Origin of the sequence: uncultured Escherichia sp. (genome assembly GCF_948475835.1) — a bacterium.
In the GTDB taxonomy this organism is placed as follows: domain Bacteria; phylum Pseudomonadota; class Gammaproteobacteria; order Enterobacterales; family Enterobacteriaceae; genus ECMA0423.
Genome location: NZ_CAOLGM010000024.1, coordinates 1 through 21,704 on the forward strand (window position 1 = coordinate 1; position 21,704 = coordinate 21,704).

Annotated in this window: 25 protein-coding genes; 14 read left to right on the forward strand and 11 right to left on the reverse strand. The window is 52.8% G+C overall.

The window, feature by feature from the left end; all coding sequences use genetic code 11:
* On the forward strand, positions 1–840 hold an 840-nt coding region (locus QZF50_RS07070; RefSeq protein ID WP_290388840.1), incomplete at its 5' end, for an aldose 1-epimerase.
* A 47-nt stretch (positions 841–887) separates the two neighbouring features.
* Here QZF50_RS07070 and QZF50_RS07075 read toward each other — a convergent pair.
* The 6 genes from QZF50_RS07075 to hcaE form a co-directional block, all read right to left on the reverse strand.
* Positions 888–1,310 (reverse strand): DoxX family protein, encoded by a 423-nt coding sequence (locus QZF50_RS07075; RefSeq protein ID WP_001094726.1) that lies wholly within the window; start codon positions 1,308–1,310, stop codon positions 888–890.
* A 96-nt stretch (positions 1,311–1,406) separates the two neighbouring features.
* The gene (gene hcaD / locus QZF50_RS07080; RefSeq protein ID WP_000660797.1) at positions 1,407–2,609 is read right to left on the reverse strand and encodes a phenylpropionate dioxygenase ferredoxin reductase subunit; all 1,203 of its coding nucleotides are present in this window, start codon (positions 2,607–2,609) and stop codon (positions 1,407–1,409) included.
* A gap of 9 nt (positions 2,610–2,618) precedes the next feature.
* Entirely contained in the window at positions 2,619–3,431 is an 813-nt protein-coding gene (hcaB, locus tag QZF50_RS07085) for a 3-phenylpropionate-dihydrodiol/cinnamic acid-dihydrodiol dehydrogenase (protein WP_001281377.1), read from the reverse strand.
* A complete protein-coding gene (locus tag QZF50_RS07090) occupies positions 3,428–3,748 on the reverse strand; it encodes a bifunctional 3-phenylpropionate/cinnamic acid dioxygenase ferredoxin subunit (protein ID WP_001080102.1) in 321 nt (106 codons plus the stop codon). Before QZF50_RS07090 ends, hcaB begins: the two co-directional genes overlap by 4 nt.
* Positions 3,748–4,266 carry a 3-phenylpropionate/cinnamic acid dioxygenase subunit beta gene (gene hcaF, locus QZF50_RS07095; protein ID WP_001276072.1) on the reverse strand — a complete coding sequence of 173 codons (519 nt, stop codon included), beginning with the start codon at positions 4,264–4,266 and terminating at the stop codon, positions 3,748–3,750. The genes QZF50_RS07090 and hcaF overlap by 1 nt, the downstream gene beginning before the upstream one ends.
* Complete coding sequence (gene hcaE, locus QZF50_RS07100; RefSeq protein ID WP_000211172.1) at positions 4,263–5,624, reverse strand: 3-phenylpropionate/cinnamic acid dioxygenase subunit alpha; 1,362 nt, start codon at positions 5,622–5,624, stop codon at positions 4,263–4,265. Before hcaE ends, hcaF begins: the two co-directional genes overlap by 4 nt.
* A 135-nt stretch (positions 5,625–5,759) precedes the next feature.
* On the opposite strand from hcaE, the gene hcaR reads away from it, so the two are divergent.
* Positions 5,760–6,650, forward strand: coding sequence for a DNA-binding transcriptional regulator HcaR (hcaR, locus tag QZF50_RS07105; protein WP_000423259.1), 891 nt, complete (start codon positions 5,760–5,762; stop codon positions 6,648–6,650).
* Positions 6,651–6,809: 159 nt separating this feature from the next.
* On the forward strand, positions 6,810–7,949 hold the full coding sequence (locus QZF50_RS07110) for a 3-phenylpropionate MFS transporter (protein ID WP_000244193.1): 1,140 nt from the start codon (positions 6,810–6,812) through the stop codon (positions 7,947–7,949).
* Here QZF50_RS07110 and csiE read toward each other — a convergent pair.
* From csiE to suhB, 3 genes are all read right to left on the reverse strand, one after another.
* Positions 7,941–9,221, reverse strand: coding sequence for a stationary phase inducible protein CsiE (gene csiE / locus QZF50_RS07115; RefSeq protein WP_000983009.1), 1,281 nt, complete (start codon positions 9,219–9,221; stop codon positions 7,941–7,943). The genes QZF50_RS07110 and csiE overlap by 9 nt on opposite strands.
* Before the next feature lie 190 nt (positions 9,222–9,411).
* Entirely contained in the window at positions 9,412–10,266 is an 855-nt protein-coding gene (locus QZF50_RS07120; RefSeq protein WP_001297705.1) for an alpha/beta hydrolase, read from the reverse strand.
* Positions 10,267–10,410: 144 nt separating this feature from the next.
* Entirely contained in the window at positions 10,411–11,214 is an 804-nt protein-coding gene (gene suhB / locus QZF50_RS07125) for an inositol-1-monophosphatase (protein WP_000553451.1), read from the reverse strand.
* 118 nt (positions 11,215–11,332) lie between these two features.
* Here suhB and trmJ point away from each other — a divergent pair, with 118 nt between their 5' ends.
* The 11 genes from trmJ to sseB all read left to right on the forward strand — a co-directional run bounded on the left by trmJ (position 11,333) and on the right by sseB (position 20,317).
* Positions 11,333–12,073 carry a tRNA (cytosine(32)/uridine(32)-2'-O)-methyltransferase TrmJ gene (gene trmJ / locus QZF50_RS07130; protein WP_000940019.1) on the forward strand — a complete coding sequence of 247 codons (741 nt, stop codon included), beginning with the start codon at positions 11,333–11,335 and terminating at the stop codon, positions 12,071–12,073.
* A 269-nt stretch (positions 12,074–12,342) separates the two neighbouring features.
* The gene (gene iscR, locus QZF50_RS07135; protein WP_001241357.1) at positions 12,343–12,831 is read left to right on the forward strand and encodes a Fe-S cluster assembly transcriptional regulator IscR; all 489 of its coding nucleotides are present in this window, start codon (positions 12,343–12,345) and stop codon (positions 12,829–12,831) included.
* Positions 12,832–12,942: 111 nt separating this feature from the next.
* Positions 12,943–14,157, forward strand: coding sequence for a cysteine desulfurase (iscS, locus tag QZF50_RS07140; protein ID WP_001295373.1), 1,215 nt, complete (start codon positions 12,943–12,945; stop codon positions 14,155–14,157).
* 27 nt (positions 14,158–14,184) lie between these two features.
* Entirely contained in the window at positions 14,185–14,571 is a 387-nt protein-coding gene (iscU, locus tag QZF50_RS07145) for a Fe-S cluster assembly scaffold IscU (RefSeq protein WP_290388841.1), read from the forward strand.
* Between the two features lie 16 nt (positions 14,572–14,587).
* Positions 14,588–14,911 (forward strand): iron-sulfur cluster assembly protein IscA, encoded by a 324-nt coding sequence (gene iscA / locus QZF50_RS07150; RefSeq protein WP_000028953.1) that lies wholly within the window; start codon positions 14,588–14,590, stop codon positions 14,909–14,911.
* 95 nt (positions 14,912–15,006) lie between these two features.
* A complete protein-coding gene (gene hscB / locus QZF50_RS07155; protein ID WP_000384411.1) occupies positions 15,007–15,522 on the forward strand; it encodes a co-chaperone HscB in 516 nt (171 codons plus the stop codon).
* Between the two features lie 16 nt (positions 15,523–15,538).
* Complete coding sequence (hscA, locus tag QZF50_RS07160) at positions 15,539–17,389, forward strand: Fe-S protein assembly chaperone HscA (RefSeq protein ID WP_001196605.1); 1,851 nt, start codon at positions 15,539–15,541, stop codon at positions 17,387–17,389.
* Position 17,390: 1 nt separating this feature from the next.
* On the forward strand, positions 17,391–17,726 hold the full coding sequence (gene fdx / locus QZF50_RS07165; RefSeq protein ID WP_001124469.1) for an ISC system 2Fe-2S type ferredoxin: 336 nt from the start codon (positions 17,391–17,393) through the stop codon (positions 17,724–17,726).
* 11 nt (positions 17,727–17,737) lie between these two features.
* On the forward strand, positions 17,738–17,938 hold the full coding sequence (gene iscX / locus QZF50_RS07170) for a Fe-S cluster assembly protein IscX (RefSeq protein WP_000523616.1): 201 nt from the start codon (positions 17,738–17,740) through the stop codon (positions 17,936–17,938).
* Between the two features lie 177 nt (positions 17,939–18,115).
* On the forward strand, positions 18,116–19,399 hold the full coding sequence (pepB, locus tag QZF50_RS07175; RefSeq protein WP_000133582.1) for an aminopeptidase PepB: 1,284 nt from the start codon (positions 18,116–18,118) through the stop codon (positions 19,397–19,399).
* 141 nt (positions 19,400–19,540) lie between these two features.
* Complete coding sequence (sseB, locus tag QZF50_RS07180; protein WP_001299505.1) at positions 19,541–20,317, forward strand: enhanced serine sensitivity protein SseB; 777 nt, start codon at positions 19,541–19,543, stop codon at positions 20,315–20,317.
* Positions 20,318–20,348: 31 nt separating this feature from the next.
* Here the strand turns inward: sseB and timP are convergent, their stop codons facing one another.
* Entirely contained in the window at positions 20,349–20,474 is a 126-nt protein-coding gene (timP, locus tag QZF50_RS07185) for a small toxic inner membrane protein TimP (RefSeq protein ID WP_001385884.1), read from the reverse strand.
* Between the two features lie 335 nt (positions 20,475–20,809).
* Positions 20,810–21,655 (reverse strand): 3-mercaptopyruvate sulfurtransferase, encoded by an 846-nt coding sequence (gene sseA, locus QZF50_RS07190; RefSeq protein WP_000108626.1) that lies wholly within the window; start codon positions 21,653–21,655, stop codon positions 20,810–20,812.
* Positions 21,656–21,704 lie beyond the last annotated feature (49 nt).

A 21,704-nucleotide genomic window follows, 5' to 3' on the forward strand; every position in this document is an offset into this window, starting at 1 on the left:
AAGCTGGACGTTTCTGACCAGGGCGGCGTAATCGAAGGCTTCTGGCGCGATACGACTCCGCTCTTACGTCCTGGTAAAAAAAGCGGGGTGGCAACCGATGCCTCATGTTTTCCGCTGGTGCCATTTGCAAACCGGGTGAGCGGCAATCGTTTTGTCTGGCAGGGGCGTGAGTATCAACTGCAACCGAATGTTGAGTGGGATGCGCACTATCTACACGGCGATGGCTGGCTGGGCGAGTGGCAATGTGTCTCGCACAGCGATGATAGTTTGTGTCTGGTGTATGAACATCGCAGCGGTGTCTATCACTATCGGGTAAGTCAGGCGTTTCATTTAACGGCGGATACGCTGACGGTGACGCTCTCTGTCACCAATCAGGGGGCAGAGACGCTGCCATTTGGTACCGGCTGGCATCCTTATTTTCCGTTGTCGCCGCAAACGCGGATTCAGGCACAGGCGAGCGGTTACTGGCTGGAGCGGGAGCAGTGGCTGGCGGGTGAGTTTTGCGAGCAGCTACCGCAGGAACTGGATTTTAACCAGCCCGCGCCGTTGCCGCGCCAGTGGGTGAACAATGGTTTTGCCGGATGGAATGGTCAGGCCCGCATCGAGCAGCCGCAGGAAGGTTATGCCATCATCATGGAAACGACGCCACCTGCACCGTGTTATTTCATCTTTGTTTCCGACCCTGCGTTTGATAAAGGATATGCGTTTGATTTCTTCTGTCTGGAACCGATGAGCCATGCGCCGGATGATCATCATCGCCCGGAAGGGGGTGATCTCATTGCGCTAGCACCAGGGGAATCAACAACTTCAGAGATGTCGTTGCGGGTAGAGTGGCTGTAATTTATTAAATGCCGGATAAGGCGTTCACGCCGCATCCGGCATCTTTCCTAACGCCGATCGAGAGAAATTGCCCCCGGCCCGGTAATTGCCAGCAGCAGGAATGCGCCAGCGATACTGACATTCTTCCAGAAATTAATCATATTTGGCCCAACCGCATCGCCGGTCATATCCCAGTAATGGTGACCAATCACCGCCGTACCCAGCGTGTAGAAAATAAACAGCACCGCCAGCGGACGGGTGAAAAAGCCAAGCACGATTAATATCGCGGCGGGCACTTCCATAACTACCGCAATAATCGCTGCCAGCATCGGCATTGGCGCGCCCAACGAGGCCATATATTGGACCGTACCGTCAAAGCCCATCATTTTGGGAAAACCAAAAATAATGAAAATTAAGACCACGGCGATACGGGCAATTAATAACAAAACGGGGCGGGCAGCTCCAAAATCAAAATAACGTAGTGTGTTCATAACCAATCCCTTTGCAAGATAATGTGATTTAAACGTAATACACACTCTTGCACCTCGCCACGCCCCAGGCATTGAGATATTCGCTAATTATCCTGGTTACAGTGATTTAAGCGCGATGTTCTCATCTATCAGCAGTTTCGCATCAAACGTTTTGCCGCTCTGGATCCATTTGCGAATTGGGCGAATCTCACGCCCCTGATTCAGCGTGACCGCACCGATAAGCACGCCGTTTTGCAGATTAAACCAAATCGCCTTCTGAGTTTCTGGGTTGCCACGACAAAGCCAGTCATCGCCACGCATATCGCCAATAAACTGTAAGTTATCACTGTACTGATCGCTCCAGAACCACGGCGGCGGCAGTAGCGGTAGCGGTAGCCCTAACATTGCGGCAGCGGCAATTTGCGCCTGGTTATTGGCGTTTTCCCAGCTTTCGCAGCGGTGTAGTGCACCATTATCAAGACGAGTGATTGCCACATCGCCACCGGCAAAGATCGCGGGATCGCAGGTGCGGCAAGCCTCATCAATGACAATGCCATTGGCAGTATCAAGGTTGGCCTCGCGAGCCAGTTGCTCGTTGGCGCTGATACCAATACCGTAAATCACCACATCAGCCTGAAGCGTTTCCCCACTTTGCAGCGTCAGTTCTACTTTTTCACCATCGACCACATGTTCAATGGCATTATTGAGCAGAATGCGCACACCAGCCTGCTGGTGGCGCTGTAAAAGATAGCGTTGCACGGGCGGTGGTGCATTACGGCCCATGACGGTTGCCGCCAGTTCAATCACTGTCACCTTACATCTGCGCTGCGTGGCGCTGGCAGCCAGTTCCAGACCAATAGTTCCGGCACCGACAATCACGACTGACCGTTCGGGCTGCAGAACTTCTCGCAGTCTGGCGGCATCACCGGCATGGCGTAGGGTAAAGCAGCGTTCTCCCAGTGCATCAAGCAACGGCAGCGGTCGAGCTGCCGCGCCGGTTGCTATAAAAAGCTGATCCCAGTGCCAGCTTTCGCCGTTGGTTAACACTAACTCTCGTGTGTCGCGACCCAGCGTTTTGATGGTTACACCGGAATGCAGATGAACATTGTTTTCCTGCCACCAGTTAGCGGGTAACACCTGCTGTAACTGCGGGGAATCTTCCAGCAACATGGATTTCGAGAGTGGAGGTCGTTCATAAGGAAGATGTCGCTCATCGGAAAACAGATGCAGCTCACCGGTGAACCCTTGCTGGCGTAGCGAGGCCGCAGCCATTGCCGCCGCTTGCCCGCCACCGACAATAATGATGGTTTTTTCTTTCATCGTGCTTCCTTAAAGATCCAGCCCAGCCGCTACGTGGCGAATGCCGCGAATCGCTAAACCCGCATCAGCGTTGATCATCACACCGCTTAATGCGCGATTATTGCGCCGCGATGCCAACATCACATACGGCCCCGTAAAATCCGCCGGTTGCGGGAAAAATTGCAGCGGTAAAATGGCGGCAATTTTCTCCGGCGTCAGAGACTGCATTATCGAGGTTTCACTTTGCCCGAGCGCCTGTGGGCCGCGCAGGTCGCTGGCCATACCACACGGGCCGACGCCATTCACCCGCACTTTCGGTGCCAGTTCATAAGCCAGTTGGCGAATAAGTCCGGTTGCGGCATGTTTACTGGCGGTGTACAGCGGGCCACCGCCGCCAGGATACCAGGCGGCATTTGACAGTGTGAAAATCATGCTGCCTTCACTGGCGATTAACGCCGGAGCGCAGGCTTTTGCGCCCAGCAGGTAACCGAGAACATTGACGTTAAACAGCTCGTGGAAGCCGGTTTCGAGCGTCTCTGCGGGAGTATTAACCAGTGAGGCATTGTGATCCCAGATGCCTGCATTGCCGATAAAACAATCCAGCTTGCCGGAACGAGTCAGGATCTGATCGACCGCGCGTTGATAATCGGCATAACAGGTCACGTTACCTTCCACCGCCAGAATATGTTCGCCAAATCGCTGACGCAGACTGGCGACTTTTGCCGCCGACAGTTCCAGCGTGGCAACCTGCGCGCCTTCTTCGATAAATCGCTCGACCAGCGCCAGCCCTAATCCCGATCCGCCGCCGGTAATAAAAATGGACTCGTTATGCAGATCGCTCATGGCTGCGCCTCCGGTAAGTCGATGAAAATGTCACCACCTTCAACGTGTACTGGATAAGTGGTGAGCGGATCGGTGGCGGGCAGGCATAACGCTTTCCCCGTTTTCAGGCAAAAACTGGCGGCGTGTAGCGGGCACTCCACCGTGGCGTCATCTTCCAGATACCCTTCTGACATTGACGCATTACCATGGCTGCAACGATCGTTAATGGCATAAAACTCGCCGCCAACGTTGAACAGGGCGATGACGGGCGAGGTATCGATCCGGAGAGCCTCACCCTCCGGCACATCCGCAACGGGACACGCATAAATTCGATTCATCAGAACAGTACACTCAGGTTATGGGAAGTGATTACCGCTTGATCCAGGACGATATCCCGTTCCAGCAAGCGCCAGTTGTCATCTTCCAGACGGCGAACTTTGTCGAAACGCGTTCCAACATAGAATGTTTCATCGCGCTCTTTTTGTGCCCGATAAAGCAGATAATTTACCCGCACAGCAAATACGTTTGGGATGTCGGTTTCGCTTATCTGGCAGTTGCTGATTAAGTGACGGGTGCGTGACGGCGGCTCTTCTGCCCAGGCCATGCCCGTTTCCAGACGGGCGATTCGCCGCTCCAGCTGGTCTTTGGTGTCATTAAAAATCCAGGTTGTCGGTGGCTGGACGCCTTTGCGGCGGTCGCGTGTTTGCGCGTTAACTGTGGTGCGCATGGTGTAACGAATCTCTTCGTCGAGCTGCGCCAGCCAGTCACGAAATTTCCAGTCGTCCAGTAAGCTGGCTTCGTGAAAGAGAAACTGGCTAATGCGGTGATGTAACTCTAGTGAAACTTGCGCACTCATTTCATCACCTCCTGCTGGTAAGCGGCGGTTTTATCGAGCACTTCCTGCCAGCTTTCGCTACTCAGAAGATCGGCCCAGCGTTGGTACATTCCACGAGCGGCAGTTTCTGAAAAGATATAGTTAGTAATGCCAGGAATGCCGTCGTCGCGGCGCTTTTCCTGACCAAGCCCCATTTCCAGACACAGTTTGCTGTTGCGGGCGCGGTGGCCTTTAAGCAATTTCTGGATTTCACACCAGTTCTCCGAGTCATCCTGCTCGAGAAAACCAGCAGGACCAAAAGCACGAGTGGCGCTGTTTTCAAAAGCGGCTTTAACTTCATCGGAGGCGGCTTTGTCAGTAATACAGAACGCCCACACTTCAACTTGATCAGGGCCGCGCGGATGCCAGACGCGGAGTGTGGCAGTGCCGTTTAGCCATGAAAGCGTGGGGAAAATATTGTTATGACCCGCCAGGCGCAGGGCGCGAACTTCACCTAAACGTTGTTCTGCTTCGGCATAGGTTTCGCGGTAATAGCTTGAAACTGCGCCATCGACCCAGACATTAGCATCCGGTTTTTCAGTAAAGAAGAAACCGCTACCGTGACCGTCCTGACCAAATTGCAGCGCATCTTTGGCGGTTTCCCACACCGGGCGGGCGGTTTGTCCATCACCGAGGCGCTTATCGCTGCCATCATCTTTCGCCCCTAATACCTGAACGGCAGAAGCATGGCTGAACAGAGCATGATACTGGTCACTGGCGAACTGCTCTGCCGGGAATTTCCAGTTACAGTTGATCACCCACTTTTGTACGCCGCCGACAATTTCGGTGCCGCCTTCGCGACGATCCAGCATGCCATCCAGATACCAGGCAATGTCACCCAGGTAATCACGCAGGCCCGGTGCGCTGGTATCCCAGTTGCCAAAAATTAGCCCTTTATAACTCTCCACACAAGGAACTTCGTTTAGTCCCCAGTGGGATTTACACAACCCTTGTGGGTAGGCGCGAGGTTCCAGCGGTACATCGATCAACTCGCCGTTAATGCCATAAGACCAGCCGTGATACGGGCAGGTAAAGGCGCGAGTGTTGCCGCAATCTGCATAACTCACACGCATGGCCCGGTGGCGGCATTGGTTGAGAAACGCCTTGATGCTGCCGTCTTTCTGACGCACTACGACAACCGCATCTTCTCCCATGTAGGTGTTAAAGAAATCACCGGGTTTTGGGATCTGGCTTTCGTGGGCGAGAAATAACCAGCAACGGCCGAAAATACGTTCAAGCTCCAGTTGGTAAATATCTGGGTCGGTATAAATACGCGGAGTGACCCGACCATTTTGGGTATCAATCAGTTGGTAAATGTTCAAATCTGAGGGTGTGGTCATATTTTTTAATCCTGAAAGATAAGATGTATTGACCTTCTATTTTTGTGCCATAAGGATGTTGCTGGTTGGTTGCTAATATGTGAAATAGTTAATTTCTACCAGCTGAGACGTTTTTTCGATAACAAGGGGAAGGTGATGGAACTACGGCATTTACGCTATTTCGTCGCAGTGGCGCAGGCACTGAACTTTACCCGTGCGGCGGAAAAACTGCATACCTCACAGCCTTCGTTAAGCAGCCAGATCCGCGATCTTGAAAACTGTGTCGGTGTTCCGTTACTGGTGAGGGATAAGCGCAAAGTCGCGTTGACGGCGGCGGGAGAATGTTTTCTCCAGGACGCGCTGGCAATCCTCGAACAAGCGGAAAATGCCAAATTACGGGCGCGGAAAATTGTTCAGGAAGACAGACAATTAACCATTGGCTTTGTGCCATCGGCGGAAGTGAATTTATTGCCAAAAGTATTACCGATGTTTCGTCTCAGACAGCCAGACACCTTGATTGAGCTGGTGAGTTTAATCACCACGCAACAGGAGGAAAAAATTCGCCGTGGTGAACTCGACGTCGGCTTAATGCGCCATCCTGTTTATAGCCCGGAGATTGATTATCTGGAGCTTTTTGACGAACCATTAGTGGTGGTGTTACCGGTTGATCACCCTTTAGCACATGAAAAAGAGATCACCGCCGCGCAACTGGATGGCGTGAATTTCGTCAGTACCGATCCGGCGTATTCCGGTTCGCTTGCGCCGATCGTTAAAGCGTGGTTTGCGCAAGAAAACAGCCAGCCAAATATCGTCCAGGTGGCAACGAATATTCTGGTGACCATGAATCTGGTGGGCATGGGGCTGGGCGTCACTTTGATACCCGGTTATATGAATAATTTTAATACCGGGCAGGTTGTTTTTCGTTCCATTGCCGGAAATGTGCCTTCCATTGCTTTACTGATGGCGTGGAAGAAAGGGGAGATGAAGCCGGCATTACGCGATTTCATCGCCATTGTGCAGGAACGTTTGGCAAGCGTAACGGCATAATTACGCATTATTTTTGCAACATGCGTCGCGGATCTCAGTTTTTTAGTGCTTGTGAACTGGCGTTACAGACATCGGGAAGCAGGCTCGAATATTCTTATTTTTCAACTTGCACCAACATTCGATTAACCCCAGACTAACGCCTCCTGACGGGAGGGACTCATGGTTTTGCAATCCACGCGCTGGTTGGCGCTCGGCTATTTCACATACTTTTTTAGTTACGGCATTTTTCTACCTTTCTGGAGCGTCTGGCTTAAAGGGATTGGTTTAACGCCAGAAACCATCGGCCTGTTATTGGGGGCAGGTCTGGTTGCCCGTTTTCTCGGGAGTTTGCTCATCGCGCCCCGCGTCAGCGATCCTTCCCGCCTGATTTCCGCCTTGCGCGTGCTGGCACTGCTGACACTTCTCTTTGCTGTCGCCTTCTGGGCGGGGGCGCACGTAGCGTGGCTGATGCTGGTGATGATTGGCTTTAACCTCTTTTTCTCACCGCTGGTACCGTTGACCGATGCACTGGCGAATACGTGGCAAAAGCAGTTCCCGCTTGATTACGGCAAAGTGCGACTGTGGGGCTCGGTGGCGTTTGTCATTGGCTCGGCGCTGACGGGCAAACTGGTCACTATGTTTGATTATCGGGTGATCCTCGCGCTGTTGACGTTGGGCGTGGCATCCATGCTGCTCGGCTTTCTCATCCGTCCGACGATTCAGCCACAAGGGGCAAGCCGCCAGCAGGAGAGCACCGGTTGGTCAGCGTGGTTGGCGCTGGTTCGCCAGAACTGGCGCTTTCTGGCCTGCGTTTGTTTATTGCAGGGGGCACATGCGGCCTATTACGGTTTTAGCGCCATTTACTGGCAGGCAGCTGGCTACTCGGCCTCGGCGGTGGGGTATTTGTGGTCGCTGGGCGTGGTGGCGGAAGTCATTATCTTTGCGCTGAGTAATAAACTTTTCCGCCGTTGTAGTGCACGCGATATGCTGTTGATCTCGGCGATTTGCGGCGTAGTGCGCTGGGGCATTATGGGAGCAACTACGGCGTTGCCGTGGTTGATAGTGGTGCAAATTCTGCATTGCGGCACCTTCACGGTCTGCCACCTGGCCGCCATGCGTTATATTGCTGCTCGCCAGGGTAGCGAAGTCATCCGTTTACAGGCGGTTTACTCTGCCGTCGCGATGGGCGGCAGTATCGCTATCATGACCGTTTTCGCCGGTTTCCTGTATCAATATCTGGGCCACGGCGTGTTCTGGGTAATGGCGCTGGTGGCGCTTCCGGCAATGTTTTTGCGCCCGAAAGTTGTTCCCTCATGCTGATTCGAGCATTTTGCGGATCTGCTCCTGTTGATGTGTTGTCAGCGTCAGGTCCGTATAGATCAGCGGTGGTGAAAAGAGCGGTAATGGCATGGTATAAGGCGCAATAATCAGTGCCGCGCCACGCGGAGCGCCTGTCTGCAAAAATGCCTTTACCGACATATGCTTAATGTTGAGCGGCAGTAACGTTAGTTCGCGTAACTGCTGCTCAATCTGCGCTTCTCGCTCGCTATCATTCCCGGTCAGTAGAATAATCTGTTTTTCATGCAGATCGTTTTCCTGCATTAGCCAGGCACCGAAAATCACCGCGACCAGACCACTTTCCTCATCAGAAAGATGGACGCCGTATTCACTTTCAAATCCGGCCAGCGCCGCGCGGGTGGTGCGCACCAGGCGTGGGTACAGTCTGGCGAACTCTTCCGGCAGGGTATTATCAATACCGATGGCAAACAAACTGCGATTTAACGCCTGGGCGAGGTGGGTATAAAGCTGATCACATAACCCCTGTTCATCATAAAAACGAACATTTCCCAGCTCACGAAAATGGTTTACCAGACGTTTGATAGACTGACGCAATTGTCTGTCTCGCTGATGCGCATCCCGCAGTGGATCGGGAACCCGCAACATGGAAAAAAGTAGTGCCATAAACAGTGGCTCATCAGGTGGTACAGGCTGGAGCGCCCGACGCTGCCAGTGGCGTCCAATTTCCTGCGCTACCTGAAATTCAAGGCAGGATTCCGCCCAGCGACGTTGGAGCGGATTAAACTGAGGCGTAATTCCAGCGTGGTGTTGCAGCAAACAATATTGCAGATACAGACACAGGAAATGAATATCGCGCGTTTCAAAGCGTTTTTGCAGCCGTCGGGAGCAGAGATTCACTAACGCTTGTAGATTGGTATCGTCGTAAAAGTTACGCGCAATTCCGCGCCGCTTCAGTTCACTCTTCAGGGCGGGGGTGAAATGGCTGGTAATAAATGATGGACACAGACGGAAACCACGTCGTAGCCAGTGAAATAAACACAAACGTTGGTTAAGCACTGTACCTTCAACCCGGTAGCTACCGTCATAACCAGCCGTCAGTGTGAGTTGATGATAGCGCAGGATCTCCTGTCCTGTTTCGCTGATATCAAGACTGGCAATATCATCATCCACACCATTAAGCTCGCTGAAAGTTGCCGTGGTGGCGGTCAACCCCGGCTGAAAGAGCGTCAGCAAGATCTGGCAGCGGCGCTGGGGAGCCGAAAGGACAGATGGTGGAGCAAGCGTAGGCATCATCTGTAGATCTCCCATAAGCATAATTGATAAGAATAGCTAAAGTTTGCTCAGGGAAATGACGAAGGGAATGCTAATCATCAGAAATGTTGGCAAGCGTCACAGAATTTTTCTCATCTTAAACTGTTCTGACCAGTGGATTAGCATGTCTTAAGGTGGTTTTGTGAATGATTATCGTGCTAGCGATCATGGGTTAGTTCTGCGGATTCAACGCGCTAAGGATAAAGTCCACCATCTGTTCGCGATAAACATCGCCGTGGCGATCGGAAAAAGCATCAATGTGTTCGCCATCCGGGATTAGGATCAACCGTTTTGGCTCTTTTGCCAGGCTATACAACTTTTCGCTGTGCTGCCATGGGATAACGTGATCAGCTTTACCGTGAATGAGTAAAAGCGGGATCGGGCTGACGCTGGCGATATAATTTTCGCCGCTGTAACTCTCATCAAGTAAGTAGCCACTGCCGGGGATCATCTGGTTGGCGATGGTTGCATAAGAGGCAAATGTGGAGTCGAGGATCACCGCACGTATGCCTTCACGATCACCCCGACCAATAACATCCAGAATATTCGCCCCGCCAATACTCTGCCCGAACAGCACCAGACGTTGTGGGTTTACATCACTGCGATGGCGCACCACATTGATGGCACTTTGCGTATCGTCCAGCAATCCGGCTTGGGACGGCGTGCCTTTTGATTTACCAAACCCGCGATAATCAAACATAAAAACGTTGAAATTACGCTCAGGTAACCAACTGACCAGCGGCCAGTGGGCGGACATATTTCCGGCATTGCCGTGAGCATGAATGATGGTTGCGATGGCGTTGTCAGCAGGGCCCGTCGAAGAAGGAATAAACCAGCCTTGCAGACGAGTACCGTCCTTAGCCGTAAATTCGACGGATTCCGCCGACCAGGGGTCGGGACCGTAAATTTTATCGTCAGGATAATAGAAGAAGTTGATGGCAACGCGCGGCACTAAATAAACGCAGAAGGCAACAACAAAGAGAATAAACAGAATTTTGGGAACGCGTTTGTTCACTGGCAGTGCCATAACCTTTCCTTGCGACTTCTTTATCATCCATTAATCGGGGAAAGATGGTGGGAGAGTGACGAAAGAAAGTAAAGCGGTGAGGAAGTATTTCAGAATAGCGCCTGAAAGGCGAGGGCGGGTGAGTGACATCACCCGCCTGAGTCATTAACGCTTCAGAGCGTCGCTTAACTCGTCACGCATGTTCGCCAGCATGGCTTTCACAACACGTGGGTTACCAGCAACGATGTTACCGGTCAGCATATAGTTATGACCACCGGTGAAGTCGCTGACGATGCCGCCCGCTTCACGAACCAGCAGCTCGCCTGCCGCGAAATCCCACGGACGCAGACCGATTTCAAAGAAACCGTCAACACGACCCGCAGCGACGTAAGCCAGATCCAGCGCCGCAGAACCGGTACGACGGAAGTCTGCACATTCGTTGAACAGTTTGCCGACGATGTTGATGTAGGTAGTGGCGTACTGTTTTGCTTTGAACGGGAAGCCGGTCGCCAGAATGGTACCGTCGAGATCGCGAGCGGTGCTACCGCGCAGACGGTAGCCGTTCAGCTGTGCGCCCTGACCGCGAGTGGCGGTGAACAGTTCGTTACGCATAGGATCGTATACCACAGCAACTTCGGTGCGGCCTTTGATACGAACGGCGATAGATACCGCGAAGTGCGGCAGACGTTTGATAAAGTTGGTAGTACCATCCAGTGGATCGATAACCCATTGAACATCCTGATCAGTACCTTCAAGTTCACCGCTTTCTTCGGTGATGATGGTGTGCTGTGGGTAAGATTTACGAATCGTGTCGATAATCACCGCTTCGGCAGCTTTATCTACGTTGGTCACGAAATCGTTACTGCCTTTCTGGCTCGCTTCTACAGCGTCCGGGGTTTCATAGTTTTTGGCAATTAAATTACCCGCCTTGCGCGCTGCGCGCACGGCGATGTTCAGCATCGGATGCATCGGTCTCTCTCACTGGATGTTAAAGAACGGGAAAACGGCGCAGAGTATAGCAGCGAGATCGGCATCTGTCTTCGTTTTATGATAAGATGCGTGAATAATCTTTAGATGAAGAAAGACAATGCTGCAAAATATTCGAATTGTGCTGGTGGAGACGTCACACACCGGCAATATGGGTTCTGTTGCCCGTGCCATGAAAACAATGGGATTAACCAATCTGTGGCTGGTTAATCCACTGGTGAAACCCGACTCCCAGGCGATTGCCCTGGCAGCAGGGGCCAGCGATGTGATTGGTAATGCTCACATCGTCGATACGCTCGACGAAGCGTTAGCCGGTTGTAGCCTGGTGGTGGGCACCAGCGCACGCTCCCGCACGCTGCCGTGGCCGATGCTCGACCCGCGCGAATGCGGTCTGAAAAGCGTCGCTGAAGCGGCAAATACCCCGGTGGCGCTGGTGTTTGGTCGTGAGCGCGTCGGCTTGACCAATGAAGAGTTGCAGAAATGCCATTATCATGTCGCGATTGCGGCTAACCCGGAATACAGCTCGCTGAACCTGGCGATGGCGGTTCAGGTTATTGCCTATGAAGTGCGCATGGCCTGGCTGGCAACTCAGGAAAACGGCGAGCAGGTCGAGCATGAAGAGACGCCGTATCCGCTGGTCGATGATCTGGAGCGTTTTTATGGTCATCTGGAACAAACGCTGCTGGCAACCGGTTTTATCCGTGAAAACCATCCGGGGCAGGTGATGAATAAATTGCGCCGTCTGTTTACCCGTGCGCGCCCGGAAAGCCAGGAATTGAATATCCTGCGCGGGATTCTGGCTTCTATTGAGCAGCAGAATAAAGGTAACAAGGCCGAATAACAGTAGTTGCCTGATGCGACGCTTAACGCGTCTTATCAGGCCTACAATGTACAGAACCGTAGGTCGGATAAGGTGTTCACACCGCATCCGACAACAGGTACAAACGCCACGATAAAAAAATGGCACTGAAGGTTAAATACCCGACTAAATCAGTCAAGTAAATAGTTGACCAATTTACTCGGGAATGTCAGACTTGACCCTGCTATGCAATACCCCCACTTTTACAATAAAAAACCCCGGGCAGGGGCGAGTTTGAGGTGAAGTAAGACATGAGACTGACATCTAAAGGGCGCTATGCCGTGACCGCAATGCTTGACGTTGCGCTCAACTCTGAAGCGGGCCCGGTACCGTTGGCTGATATTTCCGAACGTCAGGGAATTTCCCTTTCTTATCTGGAACAACTGTTTTCCCGTCTGCGTAAAAATGGTCTGGTTTCCAGCGTACGTGGACCAGGCGGTGGTTATCTGTTAGGCAAAGATGCCAGCAGCATCGCCGTTGGCGAAGTGATTAGCGCCGTTGACGAATCTGTAGATGCCACCCGTTGTCAGGGTAAAGGCGGCTGCCAGGGCGGCGATAAATGCCTGACCCACGCGCTGTGGCGTGATTTGAGCGACCGTCTCACCGGTTTTCTCAACAACATTACTTTAGGCGAACTGGTTAATAACCAGGAAGTGCTGGATGTGTCTGGTCGTCAGCATACTCACGACGCGCCACGCACCCGCACACAAGACGCGATCGACGTTAAGTTACGCGCTTAATAAAAAGAATTCAGAATCAGGCCGGAGTGCTAAATACTCCGTAAACACGGTCGTACATCCAGCCGGTAGCCTGATTCCTTGCATTGAGTGATGTACGGAGTTTATAGAGCAATGAAATTACCGATTTATCTCGACTACTCCGCAACCACGCCGGTGGACCCGCGTGTTGCCGAGAAAATGATGCAGTTCATGACGATGGACGGAACCTTTGGTAACCCGGCCTCTCGTTCTCACCGTTTCGGCTGGCAGGCTGAAGAAGCGGTAGATATCGCCCGTAATCAGATTGCCGATCTGGTCGGCGCTGATCCGCGTGAAATCGTCTTTACCTCTGGTGCAACCGAATCTGACAACCTGGCGATCAAAGGTGCAGCCAACTTTTATCAGAAAAAAGGCAAGCACATCATCACCAGCAAAACCGAACACAAAGCGGTACTGGATACCTGCCGTCAGCTGGAGCGCGAAGGTTTTGAAGTCACCTACCTGGCACCGCAGCGTAACGGCATTATCGACCTGAAAGAACTTGAAGCAGCGATGCGTGACGACACCATCCTTGTTTCCATCATGCACGTAAATAACGAAATCGGCGTGGTGCAGGATATCGCGGCTATCGGCGAAATGTGCCGTGCTCGTGGCATTATCTATCACGTTGATGCAACCCAGAGCGTGGGTAAACTGCCTATCGACCTGAGCCAGTTGAAAGTTGACCTGATGTCTTTCTCCGGTCACAAAATCTATGGCCCGAAAGGTATCGGTGCGCTGTATGTACGTCGTAAACCGCGCGTACGCATCGAAGCGCAAATGCACGGCGGCGGTCACGAGCGCGGTATGCGTTCCGGCACTCTGCCTGTTCACCAGATCGTCGGAATGGGCGAGGCCTATCGCATCGCAAAAGAAGAGATGGCGACCGAGATGGAACGTCTGCGCGGCCTGCGTAACCGTCTGTGGAACGGCATCAAAGATATCGAAGAAGTTTACCTGAACGGTGACCTGGAACACGGTGCGCCGAACATTCTCAACGTCAGCTTCAACTACGTTGAAGGTGAGTCGCTGATTATGGCGCTGAAAGACCTCGCAGTTTCTTCAGGTTCCGCCTGTACGTCAGCAAGCCTCGAACCGTCCTACGTGCTGCGCGCGCTGGGGCTGAACGACGAGCTGGCACATAGCTCTATCCGTTTCTCTTTAGGTCGTTTTACTACTGAAGAAGAGATCGACTACACCATCGAGTTAGTTCGTAAATCCATCGGTCGTCTGCGTGACCTTTCTCCGCTGTGGGAAATGTACAAGCAGGGCGTGGATCTGAACAGCATCGAATGGGCTCATCATTAATCGGTATCGGAATCAGGAGAATTTATAATGGCTTACAGCGAAAAAGTTATCGACCATTACGAGAATCCGCGTAACCTGGGTTCCTTTGACAACAACGACGAGAACGTCGGCAGCGGCATGGTGGGGGCACCGGCCTGTGGCGACGTGATGAAGTTGCAGATTAAAGTCAACGATGAAGGTATCATTGAAGACGCGCGTTTTAAAACTTACGGCTGCGGTTCTGCTATCGCTTCCAGCTCCCTGGTCACCGAATGGGTGAAAGGGAAGTCTCTCGACGAAGCGCAGGCGATCAAAAACACCGATATTGCTGAAGAACTTGAACTGCCGCCGGTGAAAATTCACTGTTCTATTCTGGCAGAAGACGCGATCAAAGTCGCCATTGCGGACTATAAAAGCAAACGTGAAGCAAAATAAGAGTTGAGGTTTGGTTATGTCGATTACACTGAGCGACAGTGCAGCAGCGCGAGTAAATACCTTTCTGGCTAACCGCGGCAAAGGGTTTGGCCTGCGTCTGGGCGTGAGAACCTCCGGATGTTCAGGTATGGCTTATGTACTGGAATTTGTTGACGAACCGACGCCGGAAGACATCGTGTTTGAAGACAAAGGCGTGAAAGTCGTGGTCGATGGCAAAAGCCTGCAATTTCTGGACGGTACGCAGCTGGACTTCGTAAAAGAAGGCCTGAATGAAGGGTTTAAATTCACCAACCCGAACGTTAAAGATGAGTGTGGTTGCGGCGAAAGCTTCCACGTTTGATGCGCATACCGATAACCCCACCGTGGTCGCCTGCGCGTGGGGTTTGTTTTACCTGATTCGCCGTTATCGCGGCGGATCGCAGCCCTGAGAATGTTATGGATTACTTCACCCTCTTTGGCTTGCCTGCCCGTTATCAACTCGATACCCAGGCGCTGAGCCTGCGTTTTCAGGATCTACAACGTCAGTATCATCCTGATAAATTCGCCAGCGGAAGCCAGGCGGAACAACTCGCCGCCGTACAGCAATCTGCAACCATTAACCAGGCCTGGCAAACGCTGCGTCATCCGTTAATGCGCGCGGAATATTTGCTTTCTTTACACGGTTTTGATCTCGCCAGCGAGCAGCATACTGTGCGCGACACCGCGTTCCTGATGGAACAGTTGGAGCTGCGCGAAGAGCTGGACGAGATCGAACAGGCGAAAGATGAAGCGCGGCTGGAAAGCTTTATCAAACGTGTGAAAAAGATGTTTGATACCCGCCATCAGTTGATGGTTGAACAGTTAGACAACGAGGCGTGGGACGCGGCGGCGGATACCGTGCGTAAGCTGCGTTTTCTCGATAAACTGCGGAGCAGTGCCGAACAACTCGAAGAAAAACTGCTCGATTTTTAATTTCTGGAAGCTAAACATGGCCTTATTACAAATTAGTGAACCTGGTTTGAGTGCTGCGCCGCATCAGCGTCGTCTGGCGGCTGGTATTGACCTGGGCACAACCAACTCGCTGGTGGCGACAGTGCGCAGCGGTCAGGCCGAAACGTTAGCCGACCATGAAGGCCGTCACCTGCTGCCATCTGTTGTTCACTATCAACAGCAAGGGCATTCGGTGGGTTATGACGCGCGTACTAACGCAGCGCTTGACACCGCCAACACCATTAGTTCTGTTAAACGCCTGATGGGGCGCTCGCTGGCTGATATCCAGCAACGCTATCCGCATCTGCCTTATCAATTCCAGGCCAGCGAAAACGGCCTGCCGATGATTGAAACGGCGGCGGGGCTGCTGAACCCGGTGCGCGTTTCTGCGGACATCCTCAAAGCACTGGCGGCGCGGGCAACTGAAGCCCTGGCAGGCGAGCTGGATGGTGTAGTTATCACCGTTCCGGCGTACTTTGACGATGCCCAGCGTCAGGGCACCAAAGACGCGGCGCGTCTGGCGGGCCTTCACGTCCTGCGCTTACTTAACGAACCGACCGCTGCGGCTATCGCCTACGGGCTGGATTCCGGTCAGGAAGGCGTGATCGCTGTTTATGACCTCGGTGGCGGGACGTTTGATATTTCCATTCTGCGCTTAAGTCGCGGCGTGTTTGAAGTGCTGGCAACCGGCGGTGATTCCGCGCTCGGCGGCGATGATTTCGACCATCTACTGGCGGATTACATTCGCGAACAGGCGGGCATTCCTGATCGTAGCGATAACCGCGTTCAGCGTGAACTGCTGGATGCCGCCATTGCGGCCAAAATCGCCCTGAGCGATGCGGACTCCGTGACCGTTAACGTTGCGGGCTGGCAGGGCGAAATCAGCCGTGAACAATTCAATGAACTGATCGCGCCACTGGTAAAACGAACCTTACTGGCTTGTCGTCGCGCGCTGAAAGACGCGGGCGTAGAAGCTGATGAAGTGCTGGAAGTGGTGATGGTGGGCGGTTCTACTCGCGTGCCGCTGGTGCGTGAACGGGTAGGCGAATTTTTCGGTCGTCCACCGCTGACTTCCATCGACCCGGATAAAGTCGTCGCTATTGGCGCGGCGATTCAGGCGGATATTCTGGTGGGTAACAAGCCAGACAGCGAAATGCTGCTGCTTGATGTGATCCCACTGTCGCTGGGCCTCGAAACGATGGGCGGCCTGGTGGAGAAAGTGATTCCGCGTAATACCACTATTCCGGTGGCCCGCGCTCAGGATTTCACCACCTTTAAAGATGGTCAGATGGCGATGTCTATCCATGTAATGCAGGGTGAGCGCGAACTGGTGCAGGACTGCCGCTCACTGGCGCGTTTTGCGCTGCGTGGTATTCCGGCGCTACCGGCTGGCGGTGCGCATATTCGCGTGACGTTCCAGGTCGATGCCGACGGTCTTTTGAGCGTGACGGCGATGGAGAAATCCACCGGCGTTGAGGCGTCTATTCAGGTCAAACCGTCTTACGGTCTGACCGATAGCGAAATCGCTTCGATGATCAAAGACTCAATGAGCTATGCCGAGCAGGACGTAAAAGCCCGAATGCTGGCAGAACAAAAAGTAGAAGCGGCGCGTGTGCTGGAAAGTCTGCACGGCGCGCTGGCTGCTGATGCCGCGCTGTTAAGCGCCGCAGAACGTCAGGTCATTGACGATGCTGCCGCTCACCTGAGTGAAGTGGCGCAGGGCGATGACGTTGACGCCATCGAACAAGCGATTAAAAACGTAGACAAACAAACCCAGGATTTCGCCGCTCGCCGCATGGACCAGTCGGTTCGTCGTGCGCTGAAAGGCCATTCCGTGGACGAGGTTTAATATGCCAAAGATTGTTATTTTGCCTCATCAGGATCTCTGTCCTGATGGCGCTGTTCTGGAAGCTAATAGCGGTGAAACCATTCTCGACGCAGCTCTGCGTAACGGTATCGAGATTGAACACGCCTGTGAAAAATCCTGTGCTTGCACCACCTGCCACTGCATCGTTCGTGAAGGTTTTGACTCGCTGCCGGAAAGCTCAGAGCAGGAAGACGACATGCTGGACAAAGCCTGGGGACTGGAGCCCGAAAGCCGTTTAAGCTGCCAGGCGCGCGTTACCGACGAAGATTTAGTAGTCGAAATCCCGCGTTACACTATCAACCATGCGCGTGAGCATTAACAGAGGTTAGTATGGGACTTAAGTGGACCGATAGCCGCGAAATTGGCGAGGCACTGTACGATGCGTATCCCGATCTTGATCCGAAAACGGTTCGATTCACCGATATGCATCAGTGGATTTGCGATCTGGAAGATTTCGACGACGACCCGCAGGCATCCAACGAGAAAATCCTCGAAGCGATTTTGTTAGTCTGGCTGGACGAGGCCGAATAATTTCCGCGTCATGCTTCACGCCGCAGATGCGTTGGCTGCGCTCGTTCACCCCAGTCACATAGTTATCTATGCTCCTGGGGCTTCACTCACTTGCCGCCTTCCTGCAACGCGAATCATTTAGCGGAAAAATCCTGGGGCTGCCAACTGGCGGCCCTTTTACAAAGAAGGATAACTAAAATGACAGAAGCGATGAAGATTACCCTCTCTACCCAACCTGCCGACGCGCGCTGGGGAGAAAAAGCAACTTACAGCATTAATAATGACGGCATTACCCTGCATTTGAACGGGGCAGACGATCTGGGGCTGATCCAGCGTGCGGCGCGCAAGATTGACGGTCTGGGCATCAAGCATGTTCAGTTAAGCGGTGAAGGCTGGGATGCGGATCGCTGCTGGGCATTCTGGCAAGGTTACAAAGCCCCGAAAGGCACGCGTAAAGTGGAGTGGCCGGATCTGGACGATGCCCAGCGCCAGGAACTGGATAACCGCCTGATGATCATCGACTGGGTGCGTGACACCATCAACGCACCGGCAGAAGAATTGGGACCATCGCAATTGGCACAGCGTGCTGTTGATCTGATCAGCAACGTCGCGGGCGATCGTGTGACTTATCGGATCACCAAAGGCGAAGATCTGCGTGAGCAAGGTTATATGGGGCTGCACACCGTCGGACGCGGTTCAGAACGTTCTCCGGTATTGCTGGCGCTGGATTACAACCCAACTGGCGATAAAGAAGCGCCAGTGTACGCGTGCCTGGTAGGTAAAGGTATCACTTTTGACTCCGGCGGCTACAGCATCAAACAGACTGCGTTTATGGACTCGATGAAGTCGGACATGGGCGGCGCGGCAACGGTTACCGGGGCGCTGGCATTTGCCATTACGCGCGGACTGAACAAGCGCGTGAAGCTGTTCCTCTGCTGTGCGGATAACCTGATTAGCGGCAATGCGTTCAAGCTGGGCGATATCATCACCTATCGCAACGGTAAAAAAGTTGAAGTGATGAACACTGATGCCGAAGGGCGTCTGGTGCTTGCCGATGGTCTGATTGATGCCAGTGCGCAGAAACCGGAAATGATCATTGATGCGGCGACCCTCACCGGGGCGGCGAAAACTGCGCTGGGTAATGATTATCACGCGCTGTTCAGTTTTGACGATGCGCTTGCCGGTCGTTTGCTGGCGAGTGCCTCACAAGAGAACGAACCATTCTGGCGTCTGCCGCTGGCGGAGTTCCACCGCAGCCAGCTGCCGTCTAACTTTGCCGAACTGAACAATACCGGAAGCGCGGCGTATCCGGCAGGCGCGAGCACGGCGGCGGGCTTCCTGTCGCACTTTGTTGAGAACTATCAGCAAGGCTGGCTGCATATCGACTGCTCGGCGACTTACCGTAAAGCGCCGGTTGAACAGTGGTCTGCGGGCGCTACGGGACTTGGTGTGCGCACGATAGCTAATCTGTTAACGGCGTAAACTAATATGCCGGATGCGGCGTAAACGCCTTATCCGGCCTACAAATTCTGCAAATTCAACAAATTGCGAATCCCTTGTAGGCCTGATAAGCGTAGCGCATCAGGCATTTGCGCCCCGAACGTTGAATGAATTGTGGTTCTTATGTCCGAAACAAAAAACGAACTTGAAGACCTGCTGGAAAAAGCAGCAACCGAACCGGCGCACCGCCCGGCCTTTTTCCGTACTCTACTGGAATCCACTGTCTGGGTGCCTGGTACGGCGGCGCAGGGCGAGGCTGTGGTTGAAGATAGTGCGCTTGATTTACAGCACTGGGAAAAAGAAGACGGCACCAGCGTCATTCCTTTTTTCACCTCGTTAGAAGCGCTTCAACAGGCGGTTGAAGACGAACAGGCATTTGTCGTAATGCCCGTTCGCACATTGTTTGAGATGACCCTTGGCGAAACGCTCTTCCTTAATGCCAAACTGCCGACCGGTAAAGAATTTATGCCGCGTGAAATCAGTTTGTTGATTGGTGAAGAGGGAAATCCGCTGAGCAGCCAGGAAATCCTGGAAGGCGGTGAATCGCTGATATTATCGGAAGTCGCAGAGCCGCCAGCACAAATGATTGATTCACTCACCACCTTATTTAAAACCATTAAGCCGGTGAAGCGTGCTTTTATTTGTTCAATTAAAGAGAACGAAGAGGCACAGCCTAATTTACTTATTGGCATTGAAGCCGATGGTGATATCGAAGAAATTATTCAGGCGACGGGAAGTGTAGCGACCGATACATTACCTGGCGATGAACCAATCGATATTTGTCAGGTGAAAAAAGGGGAAAAAGGAATTAGCCACTTTATTACCGAACATATTGTGCCATTCTATGAACGTCGCTGGGGTGGTTTTTTGCGTGACTTTAAACAAAACCGGATAATCTAAAATATGCCGCCCTAAAGGGCGGCATTCGGGCTTACTTGCTGCTCTGAAGGTTGTTAACCACCAGTAAATTGTCGCCGGAGAGACTCCGGTTATTATTTACTTGGGAAAACAGCGCACCAGAAACAATAAGTACGATACAGAAGCACCGTATCTTCATTGTGCGGTCCATGCGAAGACCGCATCACGACAGCACCACTGGCGATATTGCCGCGATAGCAAGCGCTGAGACGCGCTTGCTCTAACGGTCGCGGAACATCCTTTCCTTAAGCCAGCGCCCGCTTGCGAGACGGCGGAAAGGGCCGCAGTGGATAATACACTAACAGAACAATAATAACTCTCTTTTGCTTGACAAAAAGAGAGTTACTGGCGAGTATTGTCTCCGCTGAGACGCGCTTGCATTACTACGGTAATACAACCTGCTGGAAAGGCCGCGAACCAGACCAGCAATAAAAAACCGCCAAATTCGGCGGTTTTTTATTGCCTGTATAAAGCTTATTTCACTGGCTCAACCGGTAAATCTGCCCGCGCGCCCCATTCACTCCATGCGCCGTCGTACAGTTTCACGTTTGGCACATCCAGCGTCGCGAGTGCTAACAAAACCACGGCTGCCGTTACACCAGAGCCGCAGCTGACGATAATTGGTTTGTCGTAGCTGACGCCGCGACCAAAAAATATCGCATCCAGTTCATCGGTCGTTTTTAGTTCGCCTTCGCGCACCAGTTCCGTCCACGGAACATTCAGTGCTCCGGGAATATGTCCGCGACGTAAACCTGGGCGAGGTTCATCAACTTCTGCGTTAAAACGTGCAGCCGGGCGGGCATCAATAATTTGCGCCGTATTTTCATGGCTTGCCAATAATACATCGGTTACTTTCACCACGGCTTCAGGATTAAACGCGGCGTTAAACTCTCCTTCCGGCAGCTCTACTGCACCTTCTTCTAACAGCAGATCATCGCGCTGCCAGCCTGCAAGTCCACCCCCCAGAATCGACACTTTCTCTACACCAAAGGTGCGCAGCATCCACCATGCTCGTGGGGCTGAGAAAAGATTACCTTCGTCATAGACAATCAGGTGCTTATCCTGGTTAACGCCTAATTCACGCATCGCCACGGCGAACGTTTCCGGGCGCGGCAGCATGTGCGGAAGCGGGGAAGTGTGATCAGAAAGCGCTTCGATATCAAAAAACACTGCGCCGGGAATATGTCCATTCAGATACTCCTGAGCAACGTTACGATCTTCCTGTCCAGGCGACGCCATGCGGGCATCAATAATCTGAATTTCCGGGTCATCAATATGTTCGGCGAGCCAGTCGGCTCCTACAAACCATGTCGTGGACATAGGCATCTCCATTTTTGCCGGGGTTAGGCTAAATTGTCGGATGTTTAGT

Bases quoted from the DNA above. Each gene is read 5' to 3' on its own strand.
- iscU (WP_290388841.1), top strand. From the start codon at position 14,185: ATGGCTTACAGCGAAAAAGTTATCGACCATTACGAGAATCCGCGTAAC.
- fdx (WP_001124469.1), top strand. From the start codon at position 17,391: ATGCCAAAGATTGTTATTTTGCCTCATCAGGATCTCTGTCCTGATGGC.
- trmJ (WP_000940019.1), top strand. From the start codon at position 11,333: ATGCTGCAAAATATTCGAATTGTGCTGGTGGAGACGTCACACACCGGC.
- sseA (WP_000108626.1), bottom strand. From the start codon at position 21,655: ATGTCCACGACATGGTTTGTAGGAGCCGACTGGCTCGCCGAACATATT.
- QZF50_RS07110 (WP_000244193.1), top strand. From the start codon at position 6,810: ATGGTTTTGCAATCCACGCGCTGGTTGGCGCTCGGCTATTTCACATAC.
- csiE (WP_000983009.1), bottom strand. From the start codon at position 9,221: ATGATGCCTACGCTTGCTCCACCATCTGTCCTTTCGGCTCCCCAGCGC.
- hscA (WP_001196605.1), top strand. From the start codon at position 15,539: ATGGCCTTATTACAAATTAGTGAACCTGGTTTGAGTGCTGCGCCGCAT.
- sseB (WP_001299505.1), top strand. From the start codon at position 19,541: ATGTCCGAAACAAAAAACGAACTTGAAGACCTGCTGGAAAAAGCAGCA.
- QZF50_RS07075 (WP_001094726.1), bottom strand. From the start codon at position 1,310: ATGAACACACTACGTTATTTTGATTTTGGAGCTGCCCGCCCCGTTTTG.
- iscX (WP_000523616.1), top strand. From the start codon at position 17,738: ATGGGACTTAAGTGGACCGATAGCCGCGAAATTGGCGAGGCACTGTAC.
- hcaF (WP_001276072.1), bottom strand. From the start codon at position 4,266: ATGAGTGCGCAAGTTTCACTAGAGTTACATCACCGCATTAGCCAGTTT.
- hcaE (WP_000211172.1), bottom strand. From the start codon at position 5,624: ATGACCACACCCTCAGATTTGAACATTTACCAACTGATTGATACCCAA.
- hcaD (WP_000660797.1), bottom strand. From the start codon at position 2,609: ATGAAAGAAAAAACCATCATTATTGTCGGTGGCGGGCAAGCGGCGGCA.
- QZF50_RS07090 (WP_001080102.1), bottom strand. From the start codon at position 3,748: ATGAATCGAATTTATGCGTGTCCCGTTGCGGATGTGCCGGAGGGTGAG.
- hscB (WP_000384411.1), top strand. From the start codon at position 15,007: ATGGATTACTTCACCCTCTTTGGCTTGCCTGCCCGTTATCAACTCGAT.
- suhB (WP_000553451.1), bottom strand. From the start codon at position 11,214: ATGCATCCGATGCTGAACATCGCCGTGCGCGCAGCGCGCAAGGCGGGT.
- hcaR (WP_000423259.1), top strand. From the start codon at position 5,760: ATGGAACTACGGCATTTACGCTATTTCGTCGCAGTGGCGCAGGCACTG.
- iscS (WP_001295373.1), top strand. From the start codon at position 12,943: ATGAAATTACCGATTTATCTCGACTACTCCGCAACCACGCCGGTGGAC.
- hcaB (WP_001281377.1), bottom strand. From the start codon at position 3,431: ATGAGCGATCTGCATAACGAGTCCATTTTTATTACCGGCGGCGGATCG.
- pepB (WP_000133582.1), top strand. From the start codon at position 18,116: ATGACAGAAGCGATGAAGATTACCCTCTCTACCCAACCTGCCGACGCG.
- iscA (WP_000028953.1), top strand. From the start codon at position 14,588: ATGTCGATTACACTGAGCGACAGTGCAGCAGCGCGAGTAAATACCTTT.
- QZF50_RS07120 (WP_001297705.1), bottom strand. From the start codon at position 10,266: ATGGCACTGCCAGTGAACAAACGCGTTCCCAAAATTCTGTTTATTCTC.
- iscR (WP_001241357.1), top strand. From the start codon at position 12,343: ATGAGACTGACATCTAAAGGGCGCTATGCCGTGACCGCAATGCTTGAC.
- timP (WP_001385884.1), bottom strand. From the start codon at position 20,474: ATGAAGATACGGTGCTTCTGTATCGTACTTATTGTTTCTGGTGCGCTG.